This window comes from Haloferax sp. KTX1 (genome assembly GCF_902410085.1).
GTDB classification, from domain to species: Archaea; Halobacteriota; Halobacteria; order Halobacteriales; family Haloferacaceae; genus Haloferax; species Haloferax massiliensis.
Genome location: NZ_CABPRH010000010.1, coordinates 1 through 21,072 on the forward strand (window position 1 = coordinate 1; position 21,072 = coordinate 21,072).

The 21,072-nt window shown below is 62.3% G+C and carries 19 protein-coding genes and 2 pseudogenes; 8 read left to right on the forward strand and 13 right to left on the reverse strand.

Annotated features, from left to right (window positions below; all coding sequences use genetic code 11):
- Positions 1-51: 51 nt before the first annotated feature.
- Positions 52-903: a DNA-binding protein gene (locus tag FY251_RS14875; RefSeq protein ID WP_148415900.1), complete on the reverse strand. Its 852-nt coding sequence runs from the start codon at positions 901-903 to the stop codon at positions 52-54.
- A 1,081-nt stretch (positions 904-1,984) separates the two neighbouring features.
- Between FY251_RS14875 and FY251_RS14885 the strand changes: the two genes are divergently transcribed.
- Positions 1,985-2,659, forward strand: a complete 675-nt coding sequence (locus FY251_RS14885) for a hypothetical protein (RefSeq protein ID WP_148415901.1) — start codon at positions 1,985-1,987, stop codon at positions 2,657-2,659.
- A 10-nt stretch (positions 2,660-2,669) separates the two neighbouring features.
- Here FY251_RS14885 and FY251_RS14890 read toward each other — a convergent pair whose 3' ends face one another.
- Positions 2,670-3,809, reverse strand: a complete 1,140-nt coding sequence (locus FY251_RS14890; RefSeq protein WP_255516711.1) for a restriction endonuclease — start codon at positions 3,807-3,809, stop codon at positions 2,670-2,672.
- Between the two features lie 382 nt (positions 3,810-4,191).
- Between FY251_RS14890 and FY251_RS14900 the strand changes: the two genes are divergently transcribed.
- Positions 4,192-4,884 (forward strand): hypothetical protein, encoded by a 693-nt coding sequence (locus tag FY251_RS14900; RefSeq protein ID WP_148415903.1) that lies wholly within the window; start codon positions 4,192-4,194, stop codon positions 4,882-4,884.
- 243 nt (positions 4,885-5,127) lie between these two features.
- On the opposite strand, the gene FY251_RS14905 is transcribed toward FY251_RS14900, so the two are convergent.
- From FY251_RS14905 to FY251_RS14915, 3 genes are all read right to left on the reverse strand, one after another.
- On the reverse strand, positions 5,128-5,733 hold the full coding sequence (locus tag FY251_RS14905; protein WP_306466182.1) for a hypothetical protein: 606 nt from the start codon (positions 5,731-5,733) through the stop codon (positions 5,128-5,130).
- Between the two features lie 677 nt (positions 5,734-6,410).
- Positions 6,411-6,656 carry a hypothetical protein gene (locus FY251_RS14910; RefSeq protein WP_148415904.1) on the reverse strand — a complete coding sequence of 82 codons (246 nt, stop codon included), beginning with the start codon at positions 6,654-6,656 and terminating at the stop codon, positions 6,411-6,413.
- A gap of 637 nt (positions 6,657-7,293) precedes the next feature.
- A complete protein-coding gene (locus tag FY251_RS14915) occupies positions 7,294-7,935 on the reverse strand; it encodes a TetR/AcrR family transcriptional regulator (protein ID WP_255516712.1) in 642 nt (213 codons plus the stop codon).
- 424 nt (positions 7,936-8,359) lie between these two features.
- Between FY251_RS14915 and FY251_RS14920 the strand changes: the two genes are divergently transcribed.
- Both FY251_RS14920 and FY251_RS14925 read left to right on the forward strand, forming a co-directional pair.
- A complete protein-coding gene (locus tag FY251_RS14920) occupies positions 8,360-9,748 on the forward strand; it encodes a COG1361 S-layer family protein (protein ID WP_148416055.1) in 1,389 nt (462 codons plus the stop codon).
- Positions 9,748-12,228 (forward strand): RND family transporter, encoded by a 2,481-nt coding sequence (locus tag FY251_RS14925; RefSeq protein WP_148415906.1) that lies wholly within the window; start codon positions 9,748-9,750, stop codon positions 12,226-12,228. The genes FY251_RS14920 and FY251_RS14925 overlap by 1 nt, the downstream gene beginning before the upstream one ends.
- A gap of 119 nt (positions 12,229-12,347) precedes the next feature.
- Here FY251_RS14925 and FY251_RS24240 read toward each other — a convergent pair.
- Positions 12,348-12,424: pseudogene (locus tag FY251_RS24240) on the reverse strand (IS6 family transposase); the annotation flags it as partial.
- Positions 12,425-12,481: 57 nt separating this feature from the next.
- Between FY251_RS24240 and FY251_RS14935 the strand changes: the two are divergent.
- Both FY251_RS14935 and FY251_RS14940 read left to right on the forward strand, forming a co-directional pair.
- Positions 12,482-12,916: pseudogene (locus tag FY251_RS14935) on the forward strand (type I 3-dehydroquinate dehydratase); the annotation flags it as partial.
- A 588-nt stretch (positions 12,917-13,504) separates the two neighbouring features.
- Positions 13,505-14,179, forward strand: a complete 675-nt coding sequence (locus tag FY251_RS14940) for a type I 3-dehydroquinate dehydratase (RefSeq protein WP_148416056.1) — start codon at positions 13,505-13,507, stop codon at positions 14,177-14,179.
- Between the two features lie 75 nt (positions 14,180-14,254).
- Here the strand turns inward: FY251_RS14940 and FY251_RS14945 are convergent, their stop codons facing one another.
- The gene (locus tag FY251_RS14945) at positions 14,255-15,205 is read right to left on the reverse strand and encodes a homoserine dehydrogenase (RefSeq protein ID WP_148415907.1); all 951 of its coding nucleotides are present in this window, start codon (positions 15,203-15,205) and stop codon (positions 14,255-14,257) included.
- Entirely contained in the window at positions 15,202-15,735 is a 534-nt protein-coding gene (locus FY251_RS14950; protein ID WP_004970351.1) for a hypothetical protein, read from the reverse strand. The genes FY251_RS14945 and FY251_RS14950 overlap by 4 nt, the downstream gene beginning before the upstream one ends.
- 573 nt (positions 15,736-16,308) lie before the next feature.
- Between FY251_RS14950 and FY251_RS14955 the strand changes: the two genes are divergently transcribed.
- Positions 16,309-16,755, forward strand: coding sequence for an ester cyclase (locus tag FY251_RS14955; RefSeq protein ID WP_148415908.1), 447 nt, complete (start codon positions 16,309-16,311; stop codon positions 16,753-16,755).
- Positions 16,756-16,995: 240 nt separating this feature from the next.
- Here the strand turns inward: FY251_RS14955 and FY251_RS14960 are convergent, their stop codons facing one another.
- The 4 genes from FY251_RS14960 to FY251_RS14975 all read right to left on the reverse strand — a co-directional run bounded on the left by FY251_RS14960 (position 16,996) and on the right by FY251_RS14975 (position 19,690).
- Positions 16,996-17,727: a hypothetical protein gene (locus FY251_RS14960; RefSeq protein WP_148415909.1), complete on the reverse strand. Its 732-nt coding sequence runs from the start codon at positions 17,725-17,727 to the stop codon at positions 16,996-16,998.
- 55 nt (positions 17,728-17,782) lie between these two features.
- A complete protein-coding gene (locus tag FY251_RS14965) occupies positions 17,783-18,247 on the reverse strand; it encodes an OsmC family protein (protein ID WP_148415910.1) in 465 nt (154 codons plus the stop codon).
- Between the two features lie 64 nt (positions 18,248-18,311).
- A complete protein-coding gene (locus FY251_RS14970) occupies positions 18,312-18,920 on the reverse strand; it encodes a hypothetical protein (RefSeq protein WP_089779270.1) in 609 nt (202 codons plus the stop codon).
- Complete coding sequence (locus tag FY251_RS14975; RefSeq protein ID WP_089779272.1) at positions 18,917-19,690, reverse strand: P-loop NTPase; 774 nt, start codon at positions 19,688-19,690, stop codon at positions 18,917-18,919. The genes FY251_RS14970 and FY251_RS14975 overlap by 4 nt, the downstream gene beginning before the upstream one ends.
- Before the next feature lie 108 nt (positions 19,691-19,798).
- On the opposite strand from FY251_RS14975, the gene FY251_RS23140 reads away from it, so the two are divergent.
- Complete coding sequence (locus FY251_RS23140) at positions 19,799-19,921, forward strand: hypothetical protein (protein WP_255516715.1); 123 nt, start codon at positions 19,799-19,801, stop codon at positions 19,919-19,921.
- A 117-nt stretch (positions 19,922-20,038) separates the two neighbouring features.
- On the opposite strand, the gene FY251_RS14980 is transcribed toward FY251_RS23140, so the two are convergent.
- Positions 20,039-21,052, reverse strand: a complete 1,014-nt coding sequence (locus FY251_RS14980; RefSeq protein ID WP_148415911.1) for a histidinol-phosphate transaminase — start codon at positions 21,050-21,052, stop codon at positions 20,039-20,041.
- Positions 21,053-21,072 lie beyond the last annotated feature (20 nt).

Below are 21,072 nucleotides of genomic sequence, written 5' to 3' on the forward strand. Positions count from 1 at the left end.
GGTGGGGCCGGGCTGGTGGAGACGTCAAAAAGAACACACCGCCCGCGACGCCTACTCAGCCCACCACGCCTCGCGCTCTGGGAATCTGACGTCCGACCACCCCGTCACGGCCACCGACACGCGCCCACCGTACCAGCTCTTCGCGACGTTCCGCAGCGTCACCCGCTCGCCTTCTCTGACAGCTGGCTGCCGACTATTATGCCACACCGTGAATTTCGTTCGCGATGTCTCGTCCTCGATGAGTCCCACCTGCTGGATCGCCGAATTCGACGACGTCCAGAGTTGGGTTATCGTCCCCTCGATTGATACCTCTCGACGGCTGACCTCACTGACCGCCGCAATCGGAATCACCGTCCCCGGAGCCTGTTGAAACTCTTCGAACACACCCACGACCGCACTCATCATCGACTGCCCGTCTGCGACCGCCTCGGCTAACCGCCGGCTGATCACCGACCGCGACCACCCTTCGAGTTTCGACTGCATTCGTCCTGCCTCTCTGTTCACGACGCCCAACTGTTCAGCCGTCAGTTGCTCACGTGGATCCGGTTCTTCCGGGTCAGCCCACCGATTGACACACCCCGCGCGTTTCTTGAACGCTCTCGTTGCCTCGATACGTTGTTGCTCCACCGCCGTCGCCGTCCGCGCCTCCCGACTCGACGTCTGTCTCCGGTCCCACCGGTCACGCGTCTGTTCGATCTCCCACTCACGTGCAGCCATTCGCTCTTCTTCCGCGAGGGTCAGCCCCCGACCAACCGCGTCCGGATTGTTCAGGTCAACTTTGGCCTGGATTTCGAGTTCAACTGTGGGATGGAGCGCTGGCGTCTCATCGACCACGTCGTCGTCGACCGCTCGGGGGTGGTTGGTGTGCGAAACTTCATTACGGAACTGCTTCTTACTACTCATTGTTGATCTCTGAAGGCGCTCACTCGGCGTCTTCTTCCGACACTACGACTCTCCAGCCGCAGTCTTCTCACAGACTGACCGATACCAATCGTCTCACGGCGACGCCGCCGCGCCTTCGCCGGCTTGTCCGGCGCGGCGCGTCGCCAACAGGTGTCCCTCACAGACGAGCGCGGGGGTGAACCTCGAGGTGAGCGCGCGGTCAGGGCAGTCAATCCACCGACCCGCGCGTCGTCGACCCCGTACAGGCCGTCCGTCGTAGACGCAACGGCTGAACCGGGACGACGAGGCGGTAAGCGGGGGGTTGACAGTCCTGAACGGCGTCGCATACGGCCACAGCGAGGCCGCAGAGAGCGAGGACCCGCCGGAACAGCACCGTGCCCGGACCCGCACGAGCCTGTCCCGTCCGTCGCAGACGCAACGGAAACGCCTCGTGCGGCAGCCCGGTGCGGGCTGGACGCCCGCGGACCCACAGCTCGTCGCGGCCGAGTTTGAGCGCACGCCCGGCAGGCCGCACAGCCAGCCCTGAGTGAGCCCCGGACCGTGGCATATTGGGGGTGAGCACGGCGAGCCCCCAGTAGCCACCGCAGCCCGGGCGAACGAGGGGTGAGGGCAAGTGCCCGAGCGGCGAGCAGCCCGCCCGGACCGCGCAAGCGGCCACGTCTGAACCAGCCGGCCGGCGGCGCGACCGTATCGAGGGAGCGCCGACCCAACGGCTGGTGAAGATGCAGCCAGCCCGGTTTCGGTCATGGCCCGGATGCGGGCCGAGCGCTCGCAGGCCCGCCCTCGGGGCTGACCGGTATCGGGTGGCTGCACCCGGCCCGACCCGGCCCCGTGACCGTGCCCCGTCCGTCGCAGACGCAACGGCAGCGCGAAATGCTCGGGCCCGGCAGGAACGGTCTGCCCGCCGGAGCGCGCACAACCCGAGCAGTCACTCCCAAGCGTACGGATGCGCGTCGCTGTTCACTCCGAGAGCGACGCGTGGAAGACGCCCACTATTCGGTCACGCCGTTGATGAACGCTTGGAGGGACCCGACGTGACAGCCAGCGATATCGTCACATAGCTTCAGTGCGAATAGTTCACATGAAACTCGAGATTGATGAGGAACGCTTGGGGGCCGTCCTCGAAGCGCTTCCGACAGACGACAACGGTGGCGTCGGCCGACACGTCCACTACACACGCCAGAAGTACGAGACTATCTACGAAATTACACCCGAGACGATTGAAGGCGACCTCGACCGTGTGTTTGCGATTACGGTCCGGCAACGAGCAGGATCCATTGGCACGACTCGATTGACTGCCGCCCAGAAGCAGTTCGATACTGACGCGTTCCGTGCAGCAGACACACACGACGAGGCATACGAGTTACTCACCTCAATCGACGACGTTGGTCGGAAGATTGCGAACGAGTATCTCCGAAAGGTCGTTCACGCGTTCGAATTCCGAGACTCGTGGGTGGCAGACCTGCGTGTCCCGCTTGACATACACGTCACGAGCGCACTCGCCGACACGAAGTGTATCCACGAGAGCGATGGCAGTCGAACAGACCGAACGGCGGTCAGCAAAGTTTTCAACCCCACTTCGGGGAGCAATCCATCAACACGAATCGCCGTTGACGACATGCAAGCGGCGTTCAAGCGGGTCGCCGAAACACAGGGAACCGACCGAATCGCCTTCGACGAACTCTGGTCGGAACACAAGTTCTACCTCTCGATTCCGGCGTTTCGAGAAGAGAGCTGTTTGAAAACGTTTCTATAGTGATTCGAAGCTATCCTGAGTAGTATCGTGCTCGTTGTCCCCACCGTTCTACTTGAGATTCTGTGAAACTGCCCTTAGCCGCGACTGCTTCCGGGTCACAGACAGCCAGCTCACCAAGAGTCTTAATCCCTACCTCAGCTAGCTGGGTGGTGTACGTATCACCAATCCCACGAATCACTATTACGTCCTCGTCAGGGTTTTGAAGCAATTCCACAACAAGAGCATGCTTCCCTTGGTGGTAGGCCGCTTCTGTTAGCCACTTTGTGAGACTTCGGGCAGATAGAGTTGTTTCATCAGAAAGCCACTCAATATCTGCGTCCACAAAATCTTCAATAGTCAGGATATCCGCTGAGTACAGTTTCTCAAGAGTCACTTGACCGATGCCTCGAATGTCACCAAGAGCTTCAGTAGAGACGTCAGAGGTATCTTCTTCGTTCTTGTGACGGGATGGTTGCTGGCTGTCGACGTACTGCTCTACAAGTTCTTCAGCACCAATTTCGAGGATATACCTCGCAAGCGATATTCCATCAACTAACTTCGGCGTTCGTCTTCGTTGAGCAGTTTCGACAGCACCTGCGGTGAACGTTCCCGTTGTGACAACGACCATCACATCAGCTGGAGCATATGCTGGTAATCCATACTGCTCTATTTTTCCTTTTCCAACCTTACTTCCTTTTTTGAGACGTTTCGCTTGGAAGTGTATCTCAACCTCGTATGGAAGCGTTCGGGTTGCTCTAACATCTTCTCCCCATTCCTCAGATTCGTCCGTGACTTCAGTATCATACCCTTGGGACTCCCAGATATCAGCGATAAGTCGCTCAAAATCTTTCCAGTACAGTCCACAGAGATTACTGTGAATCTGGTCAACGGTTAGAGGCATAGTTGTAGTTATGACAACATAATAAATATAATTAGAGAAGGTCGTCAGAGATGGTCGCAGTCGTTCGTCTCTTTGACGTCCAACCGCTCGCGCACCTCGTCCGTCCGCGCTAACAGCTGTTTGTACGCCGTCGTATCCCCGCGGCGTCCGCGGCACCCCGTCCGGTTCGTCGACGACGACAGCCGTCTGCAACAACAACTGGACGAGATCTGCAGAGTCGACACCCTCGTCCGCGTAGAGCCGAAGCCACGCGTACAGTTCGAATGCCATCGTTTGTTTGGTCGCTTCGTCAACAGTCGGCTCCGTCTCATAGTACACTTGGTGAATCAACGCAGGCCAACATACGCGCCTGCACCCCTGCAGGCGCGCCACAACATACTGGCGCGCACTACGAGTCGACCACAGACGCGACGACCACCGACCAGCCACCGGGTGGGACTGAACGGGGCCGCGGCGAGAACGAAGACGGCCGACTGTAGCACCGCAGGCCGGAGGCCGAGGCGCGCACGGAGGCCCTCGAGTTGTCGCCGCGGGGGCGTTCGAAGGGACTACCAGAAGCCTCTACACTTGCGTGTCGACTTCCACCGCCGAAATCCGTCTGCCCTGAACATGTAGGAAAGATAATTTGTTGTTGTGTCCACACAATGTAGACATGTCTACTGGTGAGTGGGCAGACAGCCCAGAAGAACGGATCACGAGAGAAGAATACCGGGCCTCAAAAGCAGGGCTAACCGCTGGACAGTATGGTAACGACGGTGAGCCAAAAGGTGTCGGTCGATTTTTAGAACGCGTTGTCATAAGGGAACTCCAGAAAATCGCTTACGAGCAGTACGATATGGAGTTGCGCTTCGAGCATGGCGTTGTCGTTGATGACTACGGCTCTCAAAAGTATCCCGGAGCATCAGCAGCGGGTGCATCGAGCGTTGATACGAGTGCCTCTCCAGAATTCGATATTGTCTGCTATCGGGGGGATGTCGCATGGGCCTATCGTGATGGAAAGCCACTCGCAATCGTTCCTGAGTCGCTTCTCTACGGCGTGGTTGAGGTGAAACGTGGCGTGAATAGCAGCACCATCGACGAGATTAACCACCAACTTCGACGCCAACGTCGGTATCTCGATTCCACGACGGAGACGACAGTCCCACAGGTCTTGGTTGGAGTCCAATACTTCGGTGGACAAGTACTGGATATGGTCACCGATGCTGTGTCCGATCATGTAGCGCTCATCGGTGATATCAATGGAAGTGGGTCGGCAAGAAGCATGACCGAACCTATCTCTGTTGGCGAGACTGGATGTGTCGGCCGTGGGTGTCTGGAGTCTGTTGTCTCAGTCCTTAGCACATAAGACGAGTAACCCACGTCACGACCGCAACCACCCGAACAACGACCACCCGCCGCGATCCTCAGCCGCGTCTGCTTCTAATTCACGCACCCGGACTTTGGCCGCCTCGCGACCGCCGAGTGAGGATGTGACTGTCGGCCGCTATGCTGTCGATAGGGCGGTTCGGTCAGCCGGCGTGTCGGTGGCCTCGGCCGCTGCTCGGTCGCGATTCGACCCCAAATCCGTCTTCGACCCCGACGGCTGGTACTAGTCACTCGTCCCGGCGATTGCCCGCTCGATGGTTGTCTCGCCGTCGGTCGACCCGCCCGAGAACTGAACGGCGTCCCATTTCGGCCGGGACAGCCTGGAGTCACGAACCAGTCGGTCTATCTGCTGGGCGTCGCCCGCCGTCCAAAACGCGAGGAGTGAACACAGCGCCATGTCCGCTTCGGAGTGACTGTCGTTCCCTGTCGTATCCCCGCACCACAGGCGGCTGAACGTCCCGCCGTTCGCGGCGTTCGATACCCGTTCGATGAGTTCCTCTGCCCAGTCGTCGGTCACACCCGTCTCGCTGTCCCGACAGGCGTCGAAAGCGACGCCGACGAACGGGTCGTCGTCGGTAAACACGTAGCTCACGCCGTCGGCTGGGCCATCGGTCGCGTACGCACGCGCTATGTCGAACGTCGTCCACGTCACCGGGTCGGTTGCCGATGCGTCCCCTCCTGTCACGTCCCGAAGAACCTTCGTTTCGTCTCCACCACGCGTCTGTCTGCGCCATCCCACCCACGTCGCCTGTTCGAGGAGAGCGTTTGGCAGCTGTTCTCGTGTCGGGAGTGGTGGCGTCATTGCGAGTTGTGGTCTCGACAGGTCCATGATAGCTGTTTCCCGTGCGTTCACGAGGGTGCTAATTAGGGCCGATCCCTACACCCCTCGTGGGGAGGATAAACCGCGATACACGCGCTACAGCCCCGATTTCCAGGGGTGTACATGCACGCCGATTCTCCGCAAGGGTGTCTTCGGTCATGACGAGGTCAGGGGTGTGGCGACGACGCGTCGATCCCTCCAATTCGATCTCTATCGAGACTTCGATTCGCTCGAAGTACCCACGCTTGCTGCCGCTCGCGACGTGTTTCGGTTCAACACTCACCTCGTCCGCTGGCGTGGACACCCGTCTCCACGCCGCGAGACACGACTATCTACGTACCCCAGTTCCCAGTACAACCCATCGTACAGGTGGTGTATTGCCTGTTTTCGATTGTGTCGTTCGGGCCACTTTCGCCGCGTGCACCCCGACTCACTCGTCGCTACTCCCCCACCTCTTCAGCGCGCGGCGACAGCCGTATTGCCCGTTGTCGCTCGCCAGCACGCGTCTCTCACGTATCGTTCGAGTTGCATACCGCCTCACGATGGCTGCCGTTGTTTGTGTCGCGATGGCCAGTGTTTGTTTGGTCGGCGCAATGGCTGTTTTTTGGGCTGTTGTTTTGGGCTGTTGTTGCGGGGCGTCTGCAGGGGTGTGCTCCAGTCGAAATGGCGGTTGCAATGCGTCCGAACTAACTACCGGCTGAAACAGCGCTCACGCGCTCGGCACGTGGCTGGAGGACTTCGTAGGTGTGTTCGGCGTCGTCTTCCGGTTTGGATCCAGTGCGCGCTCCCATGGATCCGGTCCAGTCGGCGGCGAGGAATGTCCTGTAGGCGTCCAGAATCAGTGTTTCGGTGAGCGACGCTTCCAAGCCCTCGTCTTGGTCAACGATGTTCGCCATGTAGGGCACGCCGTCGAGAGCGATCAGGCCCGTCACCACGTCCAGAAAACGGATACGACTCCATCAAAACAGTCCACAGGCACAGTAGGAAGCGATCCAATAGGATAGATCTTCTAGTACTCTTGAGTAGATATATTATCTCAAGTATTTCTTCAGCGTCGCAATTGAATCCGTCGTCGCCATCCTCGTGGACGTCCGAATCGCCACGCCGAGGTCGCGGACGGACCTGACGGTCGCCGTGCGTCCGAACTGAGGGCCGGGGCGGGCGTCGCGCGGCCGGAGAAACAGCCGGTCCGTCGGGGACTCTCGTTAACGACAACGATCAGACTAAACCCGCGAATTACCTTCGAGAGATACGTTCCGGCGACTCGTACAGCGGAGAGAGACTGTAGGGGAGAACCACCCCATAGGATGGCTAAATCAGCGATTCGTGTAGATATTAGCAGTGATGAGTCATCGCCAAACTACGAGAACACGTACGACCGAGTAATACGCGAAGTCAGCCATTTCGACCGTGTGTAGTGGGAATATTCCGTTTTCGAACCGTTAATCGGGCCAATTCCGCGATACAGAACTATCTATTTTCCATCATATCTGCGATTATTATCTATCGGGTTCTCGGGGCACCGTCTAGTTAAGGGGTGAACAGTGGGAGAGCTGTCTTCCCACGTTCTCAGACGTTGTCCTCCGCGTCTGCCAAGAGCCTGTATTTGATATAGTTATCCAGCTCTGACTGGATGGGGCGAGAGATACCTGTCGTCACCCGTTCAAACGTCTGCCCGCTCACGAGCGTTACCAGAAAGTTCGTGACTAGCTCCGGATCCATCTCCCTGAAATCGCCAGATTCGATACCGTCCTGCAGTATCTCCCGTATCGTTTCGCGGAAAACGTCTTGAGACTGATTGAAGCACTCTTGGAACGCTTCGTCTTGTGCGGCCCGCATTCGCAACTCCGTCAGTACCGTTTCGTAATCTCGGATTTGTTGCTCGTCGGGCTCGGGGATAACTTGGTCAAAGAGGCTCCGAAGTCTGGTTTCCGGGTCTCCATCGTCAGAGACGGGCATTCCGACCTGTCTAAACCGAGAAAGTAAGTAGTTGAGGAGGTCCAAAAGAACGTCGTCTTTTCCATCGTAATGGTAGAAGACCAACCCCTCAGACTTGGAAAAGTGCTGACTGATTCGGTCGATCGTCAGATTGGCGTATCCGTGCTCGGCAAGGGCGTCAAACGTCGCTTTCAATATCTCCGTCTTAGTATCATCAGGCTCGTCGACAAAAAGAGGGGCCCGTTTGTCCATGCTGTCGAGTTGCCCCTGCACCTAATTAGCGGTTACCCTCTTCGAATGATGGTCGCTGGAGGCTATCTATCCGCCATCTACACGCGGTGGTCTCCGCGTCAGAGTCGCGCACGCTGTTGACCTGAACCGACACATTAATCTCCCCGCCACGAATTTGACTGAGTACTCAATAAGGATCAGAATGATACAGGATACACTTCGTAGCTCGCGGCCGCTGGCCATCGCGCTCGCCGCCGTTCTCGTCGTGGGGTTCATCGCTGGTGCGGTCCCCGCTGTTGCGACCGCTCAGACGTCACAGTCCGGAGACATCGTTGGGAACCCGGATATCACGTTTGCAACGTCGTCCGGGACGCTTTCAGCTGGCACGACTGACGAGCTCACAATCTCGGTTGTCAATCGCGGACTGATTATCGAACACGGCCCATCGCAGTACGAAGAGGAGGTGATGACTGCGAGGGGATTGACGTTCGAGGTAGACGACGAAGACGCACCGATCGACGTCCAAACCGGACAGGTTTCTATCGGGAACTTCCCGACTGGAAGCACGGAGAAGACGGTCTCGGTCACGGTTCCGGAAGACGCCGAGCCGGGGACCTATCAGGTTCCCGTCACCTACGAGTACTCGTACACCCGCCAACTTCGGTACGGTCCCAGCGGAACCACCGAAGGAACCGATTCCACGCGAACGCAGACCGGCTCGATAACGATTCAGATCAAGGACGACGCTCGGTTCGAGGTCATCGAGACAAACGCGACGGCCCAAGTCGGCGACGATAACGATATCTCGGTCACGCTTAGGAACACCGGCTCGGAAGTTGCGAAAGCCGCGAGTGTGAACGCAGAGTCAAAGAGTAGCTCCCTGACGTTCGAGTCCGGCGACGCGTCCTCGACGGCGTCCGTCGGCGACTGGGAGCCGGGCGAAAACCGGACGATCACGTACAGTGCCGCACTAGAGTCCAACTCGGCGGTGCGCGCATACGCGGTTGATCTGGTGGTCAATTACGACGACACCGACGGCATTAGTCGTACGTCCGACCCGATCACGACCACTGTCGAGTCGCTCCCCGCACAGTCGTTCGCCTTCTCGGACGTGTCCTCGTCGCTCCGAGTGGGCGAAGACGGGGAAATCGTCGGCACAGTCGAGAACACCGGCCCCAACACGGTACGAAGCGTGACGATTCGCCCGGTGGACAATCCGGCATCCGTCGTCCCGAGCGAGGATTCCACCGCCGTCGGGTCGCTCGCTCCGGGCGAGTCCAAGTCCTTCCGACTCCCGATGGAAATTACGAGTGAGGCAGAGGTCGGCGACAAATTACTCAACGTCGAGGTTCGGTACCGTGACGGCGACGGAGATCAACGGACCTACGACAAACTCGACCTCCTGGCGACTATCGGCCCGGACCGAGACGAATTCGGACTCGCGGTTTCCGACCGGACGATCACCGTGGGTAAATCGCGGGTCGTCACCGTCGAAGTGACGAACAACCTCAACGAGACGGTCACCGACGTCGAAGCGCGGCTGTTCGCCGACGACCCCCTCAGCGCCGGGGCCTCGGACACGAGCTATATCGAGTCCTTAGAGCCCGGTGAGTCCACGACGCTGGCGTTCGAAGTGACGGCGGCGTCCGCTGCAACGGCGGGAAGCACGTATCCGATTTCGTTCGACTTCCGGTATACGGACAGCGACGGCAGCACCCATCTCACCGACACGTTCAGAAAGCCGCTGGACGCTGTCAAACCGCAGAACAGCGGCGCGTCGCCCATCACGCTCATCCTCGGATTGGGGGTGGTTGTCGCAGGCGGTGTCGCAGTCGTCTACTGGAGGCGGAAGTAATGCCACTGGCTGAGAGGATTGAAACGGCGACAGAACGATTCAACACGACGATCGTGGACCGCCCACGCGCAGTTGTCGTCGCCTTTTTGCTGCTCACGGGGGTTTTCGTCGGCGGGTTAGGGTCTGTACAGATGAGCGCGGGCGGGCTTGACGCGTTCACGGATGACTTACCCGAACAGGCGACCCTCGAAGAGGTCGAACAGAACTTCGAGGAGCCGTTCCAGACGGATGCCCAGACGACGACGCAACTCATTCGGACGAACAGCAACGTCCTGACGAAGGAGGCACTCGTCCGTGACGCTCGCCTGCTCGAACGCGTTGCCGAACGCGACGAGTTCCGGATGGAATCGGCTCGTGGCCCGGCTCCAATCATTGCGCAGCATCTCAACCCGTCAGCGACGACGCCGGCAGAGCATCGGCGAACGCTCGAACGTGCGACTCCGTCCGAAATCAGACAGGCCGTTCGAGAACTCCGAGACGGGTCCCGACTTACCGGGGTAGTGTCAAACGATTTCAATCCGACCAGCGTCTCCGCGTCTGCATCGATTACGACGATTTCGCACGACTTCCCCGGGAGCTTCGGTGATGACGACCTGACTGCCGTCCAGACGGACCTTCAAGCGGTCGCTGACGATACGCCGGGCGACGTTCGTGCGTTCGGGTCAGGGACGACCGAAACAGAGATCTCGCAGTCTGTGCAGGACTCGCTCCTGATTGTGATGCCCGTCGTGATCCTCCTGTTACTGTTCTTCTTGGTGGTCGCATACCGTGACCCCATCGACGTCCTGTTGGGACTGGTCGCGCTCGTGATGACGATCATCTGGACGTTCGGGTTCCTCGGGTATTCGGGGATTCCGTTCAGCCAGCAGATGATTTCGGTCCCGGTGTTACTGCTTGCGGTCGGCGTCGACTTCGGGATCCACATCATCAACCGCTACCGAGAGGAGACGGAACGCGGGTTCGAAGCGGTCGAAGCGATGCGAGAAGCGAACGCCCAGCTCCTGATCGCGTTCGTCATCGTCACCGTGACTGCGGTGTTCGGATTCGGTGCAAACGTCATCTCCGACCTGACGCCGATTCGGAATTTGGGCATCGCGTCAGCGGTCGGTATCCTGTTCACGTTCTTCATCTTCGGGCTGTTTCTACCCGCAGCCAAGTTGGTGTGCGATAACGTGCGCACGCGTCTCGGCGTCCCGGAGTTCAACTCGTCTCCGATAGCGTCCGAGGACTCAGCCCTCGGACGGGTGTTAGCGTTCCCCGCACGGGTGAGCCAGCACGCACCGACGGTAATCGTCTTGGGACTAGTCCTGTCAAGTGTCGCCATGGGCGCGTACGGGGCCGGCGTCGGCACCTCGTTCGAAAACGAGGACTTCCTCCCGCCCGAGGAGCTCCCAGCCTACGTCACGGGCTTACCTGAACCGTTCGCGCCAGGCGAGTATACGATCACGTCAACGATCAACTTGCTCGATGAGAAGTTCGGGAGCAGTCAGGGGAGTACCGTGAAAATATACGCCGAAGGAAACTTCAAGGAAGATCACGCGCTCGAAACCCTCGTGGCTCCGAACGACAACCCCCCGGAGTCGTTCGCAGTTGGACCCGGTGGGCAAGCACAGGCACGGAGCATCGTGACCGTCATTCGATCCCACGCGGATCAAGACGAAGAGTTCGCCGCCTTAGTCGCTCGGAACGACCAGAACGATAACGGGATACCCGACCAGAACCTCGAACGAATTTACGACGAACTGTTCGCATCCTCGGCGAGCGGGCGGGCCGAACAGTACCTCACTGAAGACTACCGGTCCGCGCTGGTCGAATATCAGACCGACTCCGATGCCTCACAGACAGCGGTGACAACCGGTGGGGACGAGTTGGCAGACACGTTCCAGTTTAAAGCGACGTCCACGGAAGATATCGTCGTCCGCGCGGCGGTGATGGACCGTATCTTCCAGTCGGCGATTCAGGGACTCGTCCTCGCAGTCGTGCTGACCGCCGCATTCCTCGTGGCGATATACGGAATCCTGGAACGCAAACCGATGCTCGGCGTAGTTAACGTCTTCCCGATACTGATCGCCATCGCGTTCCTGCTCGGGACGATGCGGTATCTGGACATCACGCTGAACGCATTGACCGCGACGATTCTCTCCATCTCGGTCGGGGTCGGTATCGCCTATTCGGTACACACGACTCACCGCTTCATCGACGAGTACGACGCGACGACGGGTGCGCACGAAGCGATGATGATCACGCTGACCGGAACGGGAGGCGCGTTGTTCGGCAGTATGCTGACGACCGCGCTGGGAACCGGCGCGCTCGCGCTCGCCATCACCCCGATTCTCGGCAACTTCGGCGTCCTGATCGGCCTGAGCGTTACTTATTCGTTCCTGGCGGCGGTGATCGCACTCCCGCCCGCGATGTTGCTCTGGGAACGGACGCAGCAATGGGAGCTCGATCTATTGGCGCGTCTCCGTCCAGCGATGTAAGGCGGACGAACGGCGGTCACAATTTCGCGCCGCTGGTGGCGTGGTCGAGCGTCGGCGCGCTCGTCGGAATCCTACTGTGATTATTGAGAAACCTAACGCGTTTCCCCCGCTGGCACTGTCTAATTAGTGACCTCCTCGACCGGTGTTCTTCCGTCGAGCGATTGATGCGGTCGTTGGGCAAATAGTATTGTATAAATAAGGCAAGGTAATCGCAGACGACCGCGTGACTGACCACCGAGGGATCACAGAAGTGTTCGACGCCGTCGAGATGGTCGACGTGGAACTGCGAACGCTCCGCGAGTGCGAGTGGCTTCGGGACGAACTGCGCGAGCATGACGTCGAACTAATCGTCTCCCACTACGACCGACAGAAAACCCTTCAAAAATCAGAGCTATCAGTGATAATACCAAAATGTATTGAATACGGGGACGTGGCGAAGCTCGTCGTCGCCGCCGAGGAGAAGTCGGACTCGCTCGCGCTGTTACAGTCGTTCAACGCCGCCTCCGAGCGGGGTGTGCGAGTCACCGGCTACGCGCTGGGAGATATCGGCCGCCACACCCGCGTCATCGGGGTTTTCTACGGCGCGTCTATCGCCTATGCGACCATCGTCAAGGACGAACGCGCTCAGGACGACATCGACCTCGGAACGCTGTCGAACCTCCTCGAATGGGTCGCCTCGGCGAGCTGAGCCCTGAAGAGACACGCGTGGCGCATCGACGCGACAGTTCGCGCCGAACCGGCGGGTGCGTCCGATGACCGCCCGCGACCGTCGGCAGCGAGAAGCGTCTCGGTTCGGGAACGTCGCGCTCGATAATTCGCCAATAGTATCAGATATAGTGTATTCAATGAATTTAGTTATATTCGGCTCAAACAGAGCCGTTTTGGCCCGAGCGAACGCCGTTCGAGCCGAGGTTCCCTGACGACCGGACGGCCGGCCGCTCACGGACACATCCCGTCACCGACGGACGCCGACTGCCGGTGCCCGTTCGCCCCGTCGAAGAACAGATAGCCGACTCTGACTCCCGAATATCGACGATTTCTCGGCTACATTCAAGTTGGGACTGATAACCGTTCGGCTCACGCTCGACATCATCGACGAACGTTCCTGATAATCCGCCGAAAACGGCGTCTCTCACCGTCTACGAGGAGGTGAGAACTCTTGCGTCGACAGCTAACATTTATAGGCGACGGGGTGATAGGCGTTCACATGAAACTCGACGAGTCTGCACTGGCGGCGACAACAAACGACCTCACACGAGAGGTGGACGCACGAGGGGTGGCAGACCTCATCGAATTCCGAATGGACCAAGCGGACGACCCGCTCGAACAACTCGCCGCGTACGACGGCGAACTCCCGATAATCGCGACCAATCGCGCTCGCTGGTTCGGGGGCAAGGCGAGCGACACCGGCCGGCTGGACGACCTGTTTTCCGCATCTCGGTACGACGCCGTGGAGTTCGTCGACATCGAACTCGAAACCGTCCGCGCCAAGGAGTGGCTGCCCCACGAGTTCCGCGAGAACGACGTGCAGCTCATCATCTCGCATCACGACTTCGAGGAGACGCCCGACCGCGACGTGCTCGACGCCATCATCGAGCAGTGCGCGGAGTTCGGCGACGTCGCCAAGGTGGCCGTCTTCCCCCAGAAGCAAGGTGACACGCTCACGCTCTTGGAGGCCGTCAACGACGCGACCAACCGCGGCATCGACGTCGCCGGCATCTCGATGGGCGAAATCGGGAGCCACACGCGCGTCATCGGCCACCTTTACGGGTCGAAGCTCGGATACGCGCCCCTCCTCGCGGACGACAACGACTACGCGCCGGGGCAGATTCCGCTCGAAAAGCTCGCCTCGCTCATCGAACTCACGAAAAACGAGCGCGGCGACGGACAGGTCATCGACACCATCCGGAGCGAGGTGTCGGTGCCGAAGGAACTGACGCTCTCGGACTGACGACCGCGACTCGCCGGTCGCCCGCCGTCAGCAGACTCGTTTCATCTCTTCTCGCCGCGGACTCGTCGCCCGCCGTCAGTCGGCGAGTCGCTCGACGTCCGTCAGCACCGCGCTCGCCGTCTCGGGACCGCCGGCCCCTTGGCCGGTGATGCCGAGTCGGCCGCAGTAGTCGGCTTCGATTTGGACGGCGTTTTCCGTTCCCGACGGGGCGACCGCCCCGTTTTCGGGCACTAACCGCGGGCCGACGCGAACCGCGCCGTCCGCGACTTCGACGATGAGTCGAATCGTCTGACCGTCCTCGGCGGCGAGGTCGAGCATGCTCCCCGAAAGCTCCTGAATCCCCTCGACTTCGGCGTCGTCGAGCGCGTACTCCGTCTCGCCGTCCGAGAGGACATTGGCGACGATGATTCCCTTGAGCGCCGTGTCCGTGCCGTCGACGTCGAAGGTCGGGTCGGCCTCCGCGACGCCGAGGTCCTGTGCCTCCGCGAGCACGTGCTCGTAGTCGAGTCCCTCGGCGGCCATCCGCGAGAGGACGAAGTTCGCCGTCCCGTTCAACACGCCGTAGACAGCCGACACGCGCGACGGGCCCACGTCCTCGATAGTCGAGAGGATGGGAAGCGCGCCGCCGACGGTCGCGCCGAAGCGGACGGTCCCCTCGCTTTCGGCTTCGAGCGCGCGCAGGTCCGCGCAGCGCTCGGCGACCGGACCTTTGTTCGCCAAGACGACGTGGCGGTCGTCGCCCAAGGCGCGCTCGACGTGCGAGAAGCCGGGTTCGGCGTCGCCGAGCGTCGTCGGCGTCGCCTCCACCAGCACGTCGTAGTCGGCGTCGAACACCGCCGCGGGGTCCGCGTCGCCGACCACGCCGTCGGCGCGTTTCTTCGACAGCACCGCCTCGGCGTCGATGCCGTCGGCGTCGACGACGGCGCTCTCGGAGTCCGCGAACGCGGTCACGACGTGGCCGTGTTCGGCGGCCAGTTCGACGACGGCGCTGCCGACCGCGCCGGCACCGAGGACGCAGAGCCTCACGCGCGACCACCCACCGTCAGCGGCTCGACGAGCTGGAGGTCCTTCTCGTCGGCGATGTCGCGCATCGCCGAGAGGACGTCTTCGGTGGACCCCGATTCGGCGGCCAGTTGCAGGCGGGCGCTGGAGACGTCGATGGAGCCCGCGGGCGCGGACAGCGAGATGTCGGTGACCGTCGCGTTCCGCGTCGCTTCGATCTGCGTCAGCGTGTCGGAGAGGTCCGTCTCGATGAGATGACCCGAGAGGATGATGGTCAGCCGCTCGCTGTAGCGCTCGGTTCCGGCCTGAATGACGTTGATGCCGGCCTCGCTCAACCCCTCGACGATGTTGTCGAACCGGTCGGGCGTCGCCTCGATGTCGACCTCCACCGGGATGTAGCCGCGCGGGGTGACGTTGCCGCGCTCGTGGAAAATCGAGAGGAGGTTCCCCCCGTGTTCGGCGATGGGCTGCAACGAGCGCAGGAGTTCGCCGGGCTCGTCGACGAGTTCGAGTCGGAGCGTGTACGCCTGAACGTCGTTGCGGACCTCACTCATCCGCACAACACCGTACTACCGTGTCGTTCATTGTCGGAAATCGAGCGAGCACACCCATATACGTATTGCGTTCGAACGGGTCGGTCGCCGACCGCGGGGGCGACCGTCGGCCCGTCTGCTGTGAGTGAGTCATCACTGAGGGTTCGCCGTACGTGCGTCGGCCCGAAATGCACTCAGGTTCGCTACAAAGATTACCGCGCCGAGAGGGTCGTCGCCGACTCTGAAAACTACGATTTTCACAATACTCCCAGAGGAGGAACGAGCGGTCACGATTTCAGAGAAACACGGATGTCCGTATAAATCCAATATACGACTCGAAAGATGGCCGTATATCGTATATGAGAACTATTTCGGAACAATTTCTCTGGACATATACACAGAGTGAACGACAACACTACTCATCCCACCACAATCGTTTGTGCGTTACAAGAACAGTACTACTCGCCGGAACTCGCAGTTTATAACAAACAATAGTTAACGTCTCGCACGGCGTAGAAGCGAGTGTATCCGCCGCCGACGGCGGGCGAGAACGCTGCGGTCTGCGGACGGATGCGACAGAGGGAAAACACACAGATGGCATCAGCAAGCACACCGACACCGACGCCGACCGGGAACGAGCGAATCGCTCGACGCTTCCCGGAGGAAGTCGTGACCGAGGGGAACATCAGTCTCCTCGACGAGATTTGCGCCGCGGACGTCCTCGACCACAGTCCGCTCGGCGAGGTTCGCGGACGCGAGGAACTCAAGGCCCAGATTTCGGGGCTCAGAGAGTCGTTCAGCGATTTCTCGGCGACGGTCGAAGACACGATTTCGGCGGGCGACACGGTCGCGATGCGCGTCACACTTCGCGGGACGCACGACGGCGCGTTCATGGGTATCGAACCGACCGGGAAGACCATCGAGGTCGGCAACATGGTGTTCACCCGAATCGAAGACGACATGATCGCCGAGCGGTGGGTCCAACCGGACATGCTCGGCATGCTCACGCAACTCGGGGCCGTCGAACTCCCCGAGGCGTGACCGACCCGAACCCGATACTTTTTGCGCGACGAACGCGCGGCTCGGCGGATGAGAAGGAAGAGCGCGGACGACCGGGCACCCGCCCGCACTCCACGGACACTGGGGAAAAACCTCCCCTGTATACGCAACCCAAGTGCAGGTATCTACCTGCAGTAGACGCGTACAACGTCCACCGTTAAAACATTTTTCAAATGTCATATGACGCGTGTGCACAGAACTCACTCGTCGGCGACCGAACGGTCAGCCGTCGAACGTCGAGAGCCGGCGGCGCTCCCGTGCGAGGGTTCGCGCCCAGTAGTCGAACAGGACGCTGTCGACGTCGTACACGTCGGCGATGCGGCGGACCCACTCGTCGTCCGAAAACAGCAGTCGCTGGAAGGTCCGCACGTCGGGGTCGAGTTCCGCCCGTCGGCCGGCGTAGTAGGCGACGGTCTGCTCTCTGGTCCGCTCGATCAACATCGGGGGAACGAAGATGCCCGACTCGCGGGCGACGTAGACGAACCACTCCAGGTGGAGGACGGCGTCGGCGAGGACGAACCGCTCGGCGAAGCCGTCGACGTACGCCGTCGCGGGCCGGCCGTCGACGTACACGTCTTCCGGGCGGGAGAACCGCGGCACCGACAGGTGCGGGAGGTCGTCGGCGTACCGTTCGGCGACCCGTCGAAGCCGGAAGTCGGCGTAGGCACACGGGGCCGCGAGACCGAGTTCGTACCACAGCGGCATCCACTGGCAGAACGGGTCGCAGAACGCCGCGTCCGCCAGCAGGTCGGCGGCGACCGAGCGGGCGAGGTCCGGCGGCAGGTCGGTCCGCCCCGCCCGCATGGCGTCCGTCGCGCGGACCACCCGCGACTCGAAGTCGCCGACGCGGAGCCCCATGCCCGCGGCCACGTCGTGGACGTACTCGGCACCGATTCGGTACCAGTCCGCGAAGTCGGCCGGGCGGCGGAGTCGGAGGAGGCGCAGGACGGTCACAGGGGCACTACGGAGGACGGCGGTTTGGCTCTGTCCCCGCGCGGGCGGCGGTCGCTCACTCCCGCCGGTCGAACGAGAGCGCGAGCGGCGTCGCGTTGTTCAGGTTGTCGCTGACCGGACAGCGCGCTTCGACCGCGGAGAGCCACGCGCCGATGGTCTCGGCGTCGGCGTCGACGTCGGCGGTGACCGCGACGCGGATCTCCTCGTAGCCGGCGCGGCCGTCGTCGCGCTTGCCCATGAACTTCGCGGGGTCCAGGTCGCCCTCGATGGCGATTTCGAGGTCGCGAACGTCGAGGTCCATCTCGCGGGCGACGACGTGGGACGTGACGTTCAGACAGCCGGCGAGCGCGCCGAGGACGTACTCGACGGGGTTCGGTCCGGCGTTCTCCCCGCCGAGCGACTGCGGCTCGTCGACGACGAACTCGAAGTCGCGGGCGGCGACGCGGGTCTCGGTCGGCGATTCGGCTGCCGCGGCGACGGCGAAGGTCAGGGTCTGAGTCTGGGATTTCTCGGCGGACATACTTCCGTAGAGACGCCGCAGAGCGATAGCCACAGAAGACGGTTCTCAGCCGTCGAGAAGCGCGTCAGCGACTGTCTGAGCCGGCGTCTATCGCGGCGGCGTCAGCGTCGTCGCCGGGGTTGGCATCGCCGGCGTCGTCGGCCAGCACGTCGTCGAGTCCCCACTCCGACGCCCGCGCGCGAGCCTCCTCGCGGGCCTCGGACCGAATCTCCTCGATGGCGTCGGCGTCGGCGAGGAACGATTCGACCGCGCTCTGGTCGCGCCCCTCCTCGCGACGGGCGTCGGGGGCGGCGTCGAGGGTCTTCGCCGCCAACCGCTCGTCGCCGGCGAGAACGCGGGCCGGCTCGCCCGGCGGGACGCGGAACGCCTCGACCTCGTGGGCGTCCGCGAGGGCGTCGGCGTCGACGGCGTGGACCGCGGCGCGGGTCGGGCCGGTGACGGCGAACCCCTCCAGCCCGTCGCGGCCGCCGACCTCGCGCTCCGTGTCGTAGGCGAGGACGGGGACCCCGTCTTCGAACGTGACGACGCCGCGGGTGGCCTCGCCGAGGAGCAGCGCGTCCTGCGGCTCGAAGACGACATAGCCGGTGAGCTCCTCGTCGAGCACCGTCCGAAGCACCGCCGCGGCGTCGTCGACGACGCGCGACCGGCGGAGTTCGCCCCGTGGAATTCTCATATCCGCTCGGGGACGACGGCGCTTTTGAACCGCTCTGCGACCTCGCGGCCGTCGCCGTCGCGCACGTCGAGTCGGGCGGCCGCCTCGCGGAAGGCGTCAGCGGCCGGGCCGTCGGGCGCGTGTGCGAGGAGGGGTTTCCCCTCGCGGCGGGCCGCGCGGACCGCGTCGCTCTCGGGAACCGACGCGAGCGTCTGCCCGCCGAAGTAGCGGCCGGCCTGCTCGGCGATTGTATCCACGTTCTCGTCGGGGCGCACGCGGTTGAACACCACGCCCGCCGTGTCGGTGCCGTAGGAGTGGGCGTACTCCTGGACTTTCAGCCCGTCGGACAGAGACGGCACGGTGGGTTGGAGGACGACGACGATGCGGTCCGCGAGGACGACGGGGAGCACCGCGCTCTTCGAGCCGAGCGCGGCGGGCGAATCGAGGAGGAGCACGTCCGTGCCGGCGGCGAGTTCGGCGACCACGTCGCGGAGGCGGCCGGGGTCCGCGGCCTCGAACGCCGCGAGGCTCGTCCCGCAGGGGACGACCGACATGCCGAATCGCTCGTACACCGCGTCGGACACCGCGGCGTCGCGCTCGTCGACGAGTAAGTCGTGGAGCGTCACGTCGGCGTCGTCCAATCCGGCGTGGAAAAGCAGGTTCGCCATGCCCGTGTCCGCGTCGATGACGGTCACGTCGTAGTCCTCGGCGAGCGCCATCCCCAGCGCGAGCGTACTCGTCGTCTTCCCGGTGCCGCCCTTCCCGCTGGCGACGGCGAACGCCTCGACCATGCCCCCACGTGTCCGGCGATTTCGCATAAGTGTTCGGAACGGGGTGGACGCGCGCCGACGAATATCGTGTCAACCAGTAACAAACATTAATAGCGAGGACACCATGGTGTGAAACGACCACCGATGTTCAGAATAGTTATCCAATCGTTCGCTTTCGTGGTCGAAGACTCGACGTTCGCGGTGTACGCGACCCTCCTCGCCATCGCGTTCATCGTGTACCTGAATCGGTGACGTCCGTTCGAATCGCGGCGTGCAAACGAGTCTCGCGCCCCGCCCGGAACGAAGCTGAGACCGTCGGTCGGTGCGGCTCGCGTCGGTGAGTCGGGTCGGCGGCGTCGACGCGGCCGCTCAGGTCGCCTCGGCGAGCGCGTCGAGCAGGCTGTCGTTTTCGTCCGGGCGGCGGACGTTGATTCTGACGTGCGAGTCGAGCCCCCGATAGTCGCGGGCGTCGCGGACGGCGAAGCCGCGCCGGCGAGTCTCGCGGAGCACGCGGTCGACGTCGGCGGCGCGGAACAACACGAGCGCGCTGTCGGCGGGATGCGGGTCGTAGCCGAGTCGGTCCAGCTCGGCGATTACCCGCGGGCGCTCCCGCTCGACCCGGTCGCGCGTCGCTTCGAGGAAGTCGTCCTGTTCGAGACAGAAGGTCGCCACCTCCACCCCGGGGGCCGACAGCACTCGCGTACAGCGCGCCCGCGAGAGCCGGTCGCCGAGGTCGCCGGTCGCGGCCGCGAAGCCCGCTCGGAGCGAGGGGACGCCGAAGACGTTCGTCACCGAGTGGAGCGCGATGACGCCGTCGAGGCCGGCCGTGCTCGGGAGGCGCGTGAAGCCGAGGTACGACTCGTCGACGACGACGGGCGTGTCGGCCCGGCGGCAGTCGTCGATGAACGCCCGGAGCTCGTCTCTCGGGTACGCCGTCCCGACGGGGTTCGCGGGGTAGCTGAGAATCACCGCCGCGTGCGCGGTGGGGTCGACAGTCTCCAAGAGTCTGTCGTGCGGTACGTGGACCGGTTCGCCCCCTTGGAGCCGGATTTCGCGGGCGTACTCGCCGCAGCAGGGGGCCGGAAGCGCCACGCTGTCACCCGGCGAGACGGTCACGCCCACCGCGAGCCGCATCGCCTCGACGACGCCCGCGGCGGGGACCACCTCGTCGGGGTTACAGCCGACGAACGCCGCGGCGGCGACGCGGAACCGCGAGCAGTCGTCCAGCGAGTCCCGCCGCGCCGTGGAGAGCGCCGATTCGTAGACGCCGGCGAGACCGGACGGACGCTCCGGGTTCGAGCCGGTGCTGAAATCGACGAGCGAGTGGTCGGCGGTCCCGCCGTGGGTCACGTGGTCGACGTCGGAAACGGAACCGGGGTCCATACCGACGTGCTAGCTACCGA

Coding starts and splice junctions, on each gene's coding strand:
- FY251_RS14875 (WP_148415900.1), bottom strand. CDS start 903: ATGAGTAGTAAGAAGCAGTTCCGTAATGAAGTTTCGCACACCAACCAC.
- FY251_RS14900 (WP_148415903.1), top strand. CDS start 4,192: ATGTCTACTGGTGAGTGGGCAGACAGCCCAGAAGAACGGATCACGAGA.
- FY251_RS14965 (WP_148415910.1), bottom strand. CDS start 18,247: ATGTCCGCCGAGAAATCCCAGACTCAGACCCTGACCTTCGCCGTCGCC.
- FY251_RS14905 (WP_306466182.1), bottom strand. CDS start 5,733: ATGGACCTGTCGAGACCACAACTCGCAATGACGCCACCACTCCCGACA.
- FY251_RS14955 (WP_148415908.1), top strand. CDS start 16,309: ATGGCATCAGCAAGCACACCGACACCGACGCCGACCGGGAACGAGCGA.
- FY251_RS14975 (WP_089779272.1), bottom strand. CDS start 19,690: ATGGTCGAGGCGTTCGCCGTCGCCAGCGGGAAGGGCGGCACCGGGAAG.
- FY251_RS14980 (WP_148415911.1), bottom strand. CDS start 21,052: ATGGACCCCGGTTCCGTTTCCGACGTCGACCACGTGACCCACGGCGGG.
- FY251_RS14950 (WP_004970351.1), bottom strand. CDS start 15,735: ATGAGTGAGGTCCGCAACGACGTTCAGGCGTACACGCTCCGACTCGAA.
- FY251_RS14890 (WP_255516711.1), bottom strand. CDS start 3,809: ATGGCATTCGAACTGTACGCGTGGCTTCGGCTCTACGCGGACGAGGGT.
- FY251_RS14925 (WP_148415906.1), top strand. CDS start 9,748: ATGCCACTGGCTGAGAGGATTGAAACGGCGACAGAACGATTCAACACG.
- FY251_RS14885 (WP_148415901.1), top strand. CDS start 1,985: ATGAAACTCGAGATTGATGAGGAACGCTTGGGGGCCGTCCTCGAAGCG.
- FY251_RS14920 (WP_148416055.1), top strand. CDS start 8,360: ATGACTGCGAGGGGATTGACGTTCGAGGTAGACGACGAAGACGCACCG.
- FY251_RS14970 (WP_089779270.1), bottom strand. CDS start 18,920: ATGAGAATTCCACGGGGCGAACTCCGCCGGTCGCGCGTCGTCGACGAC.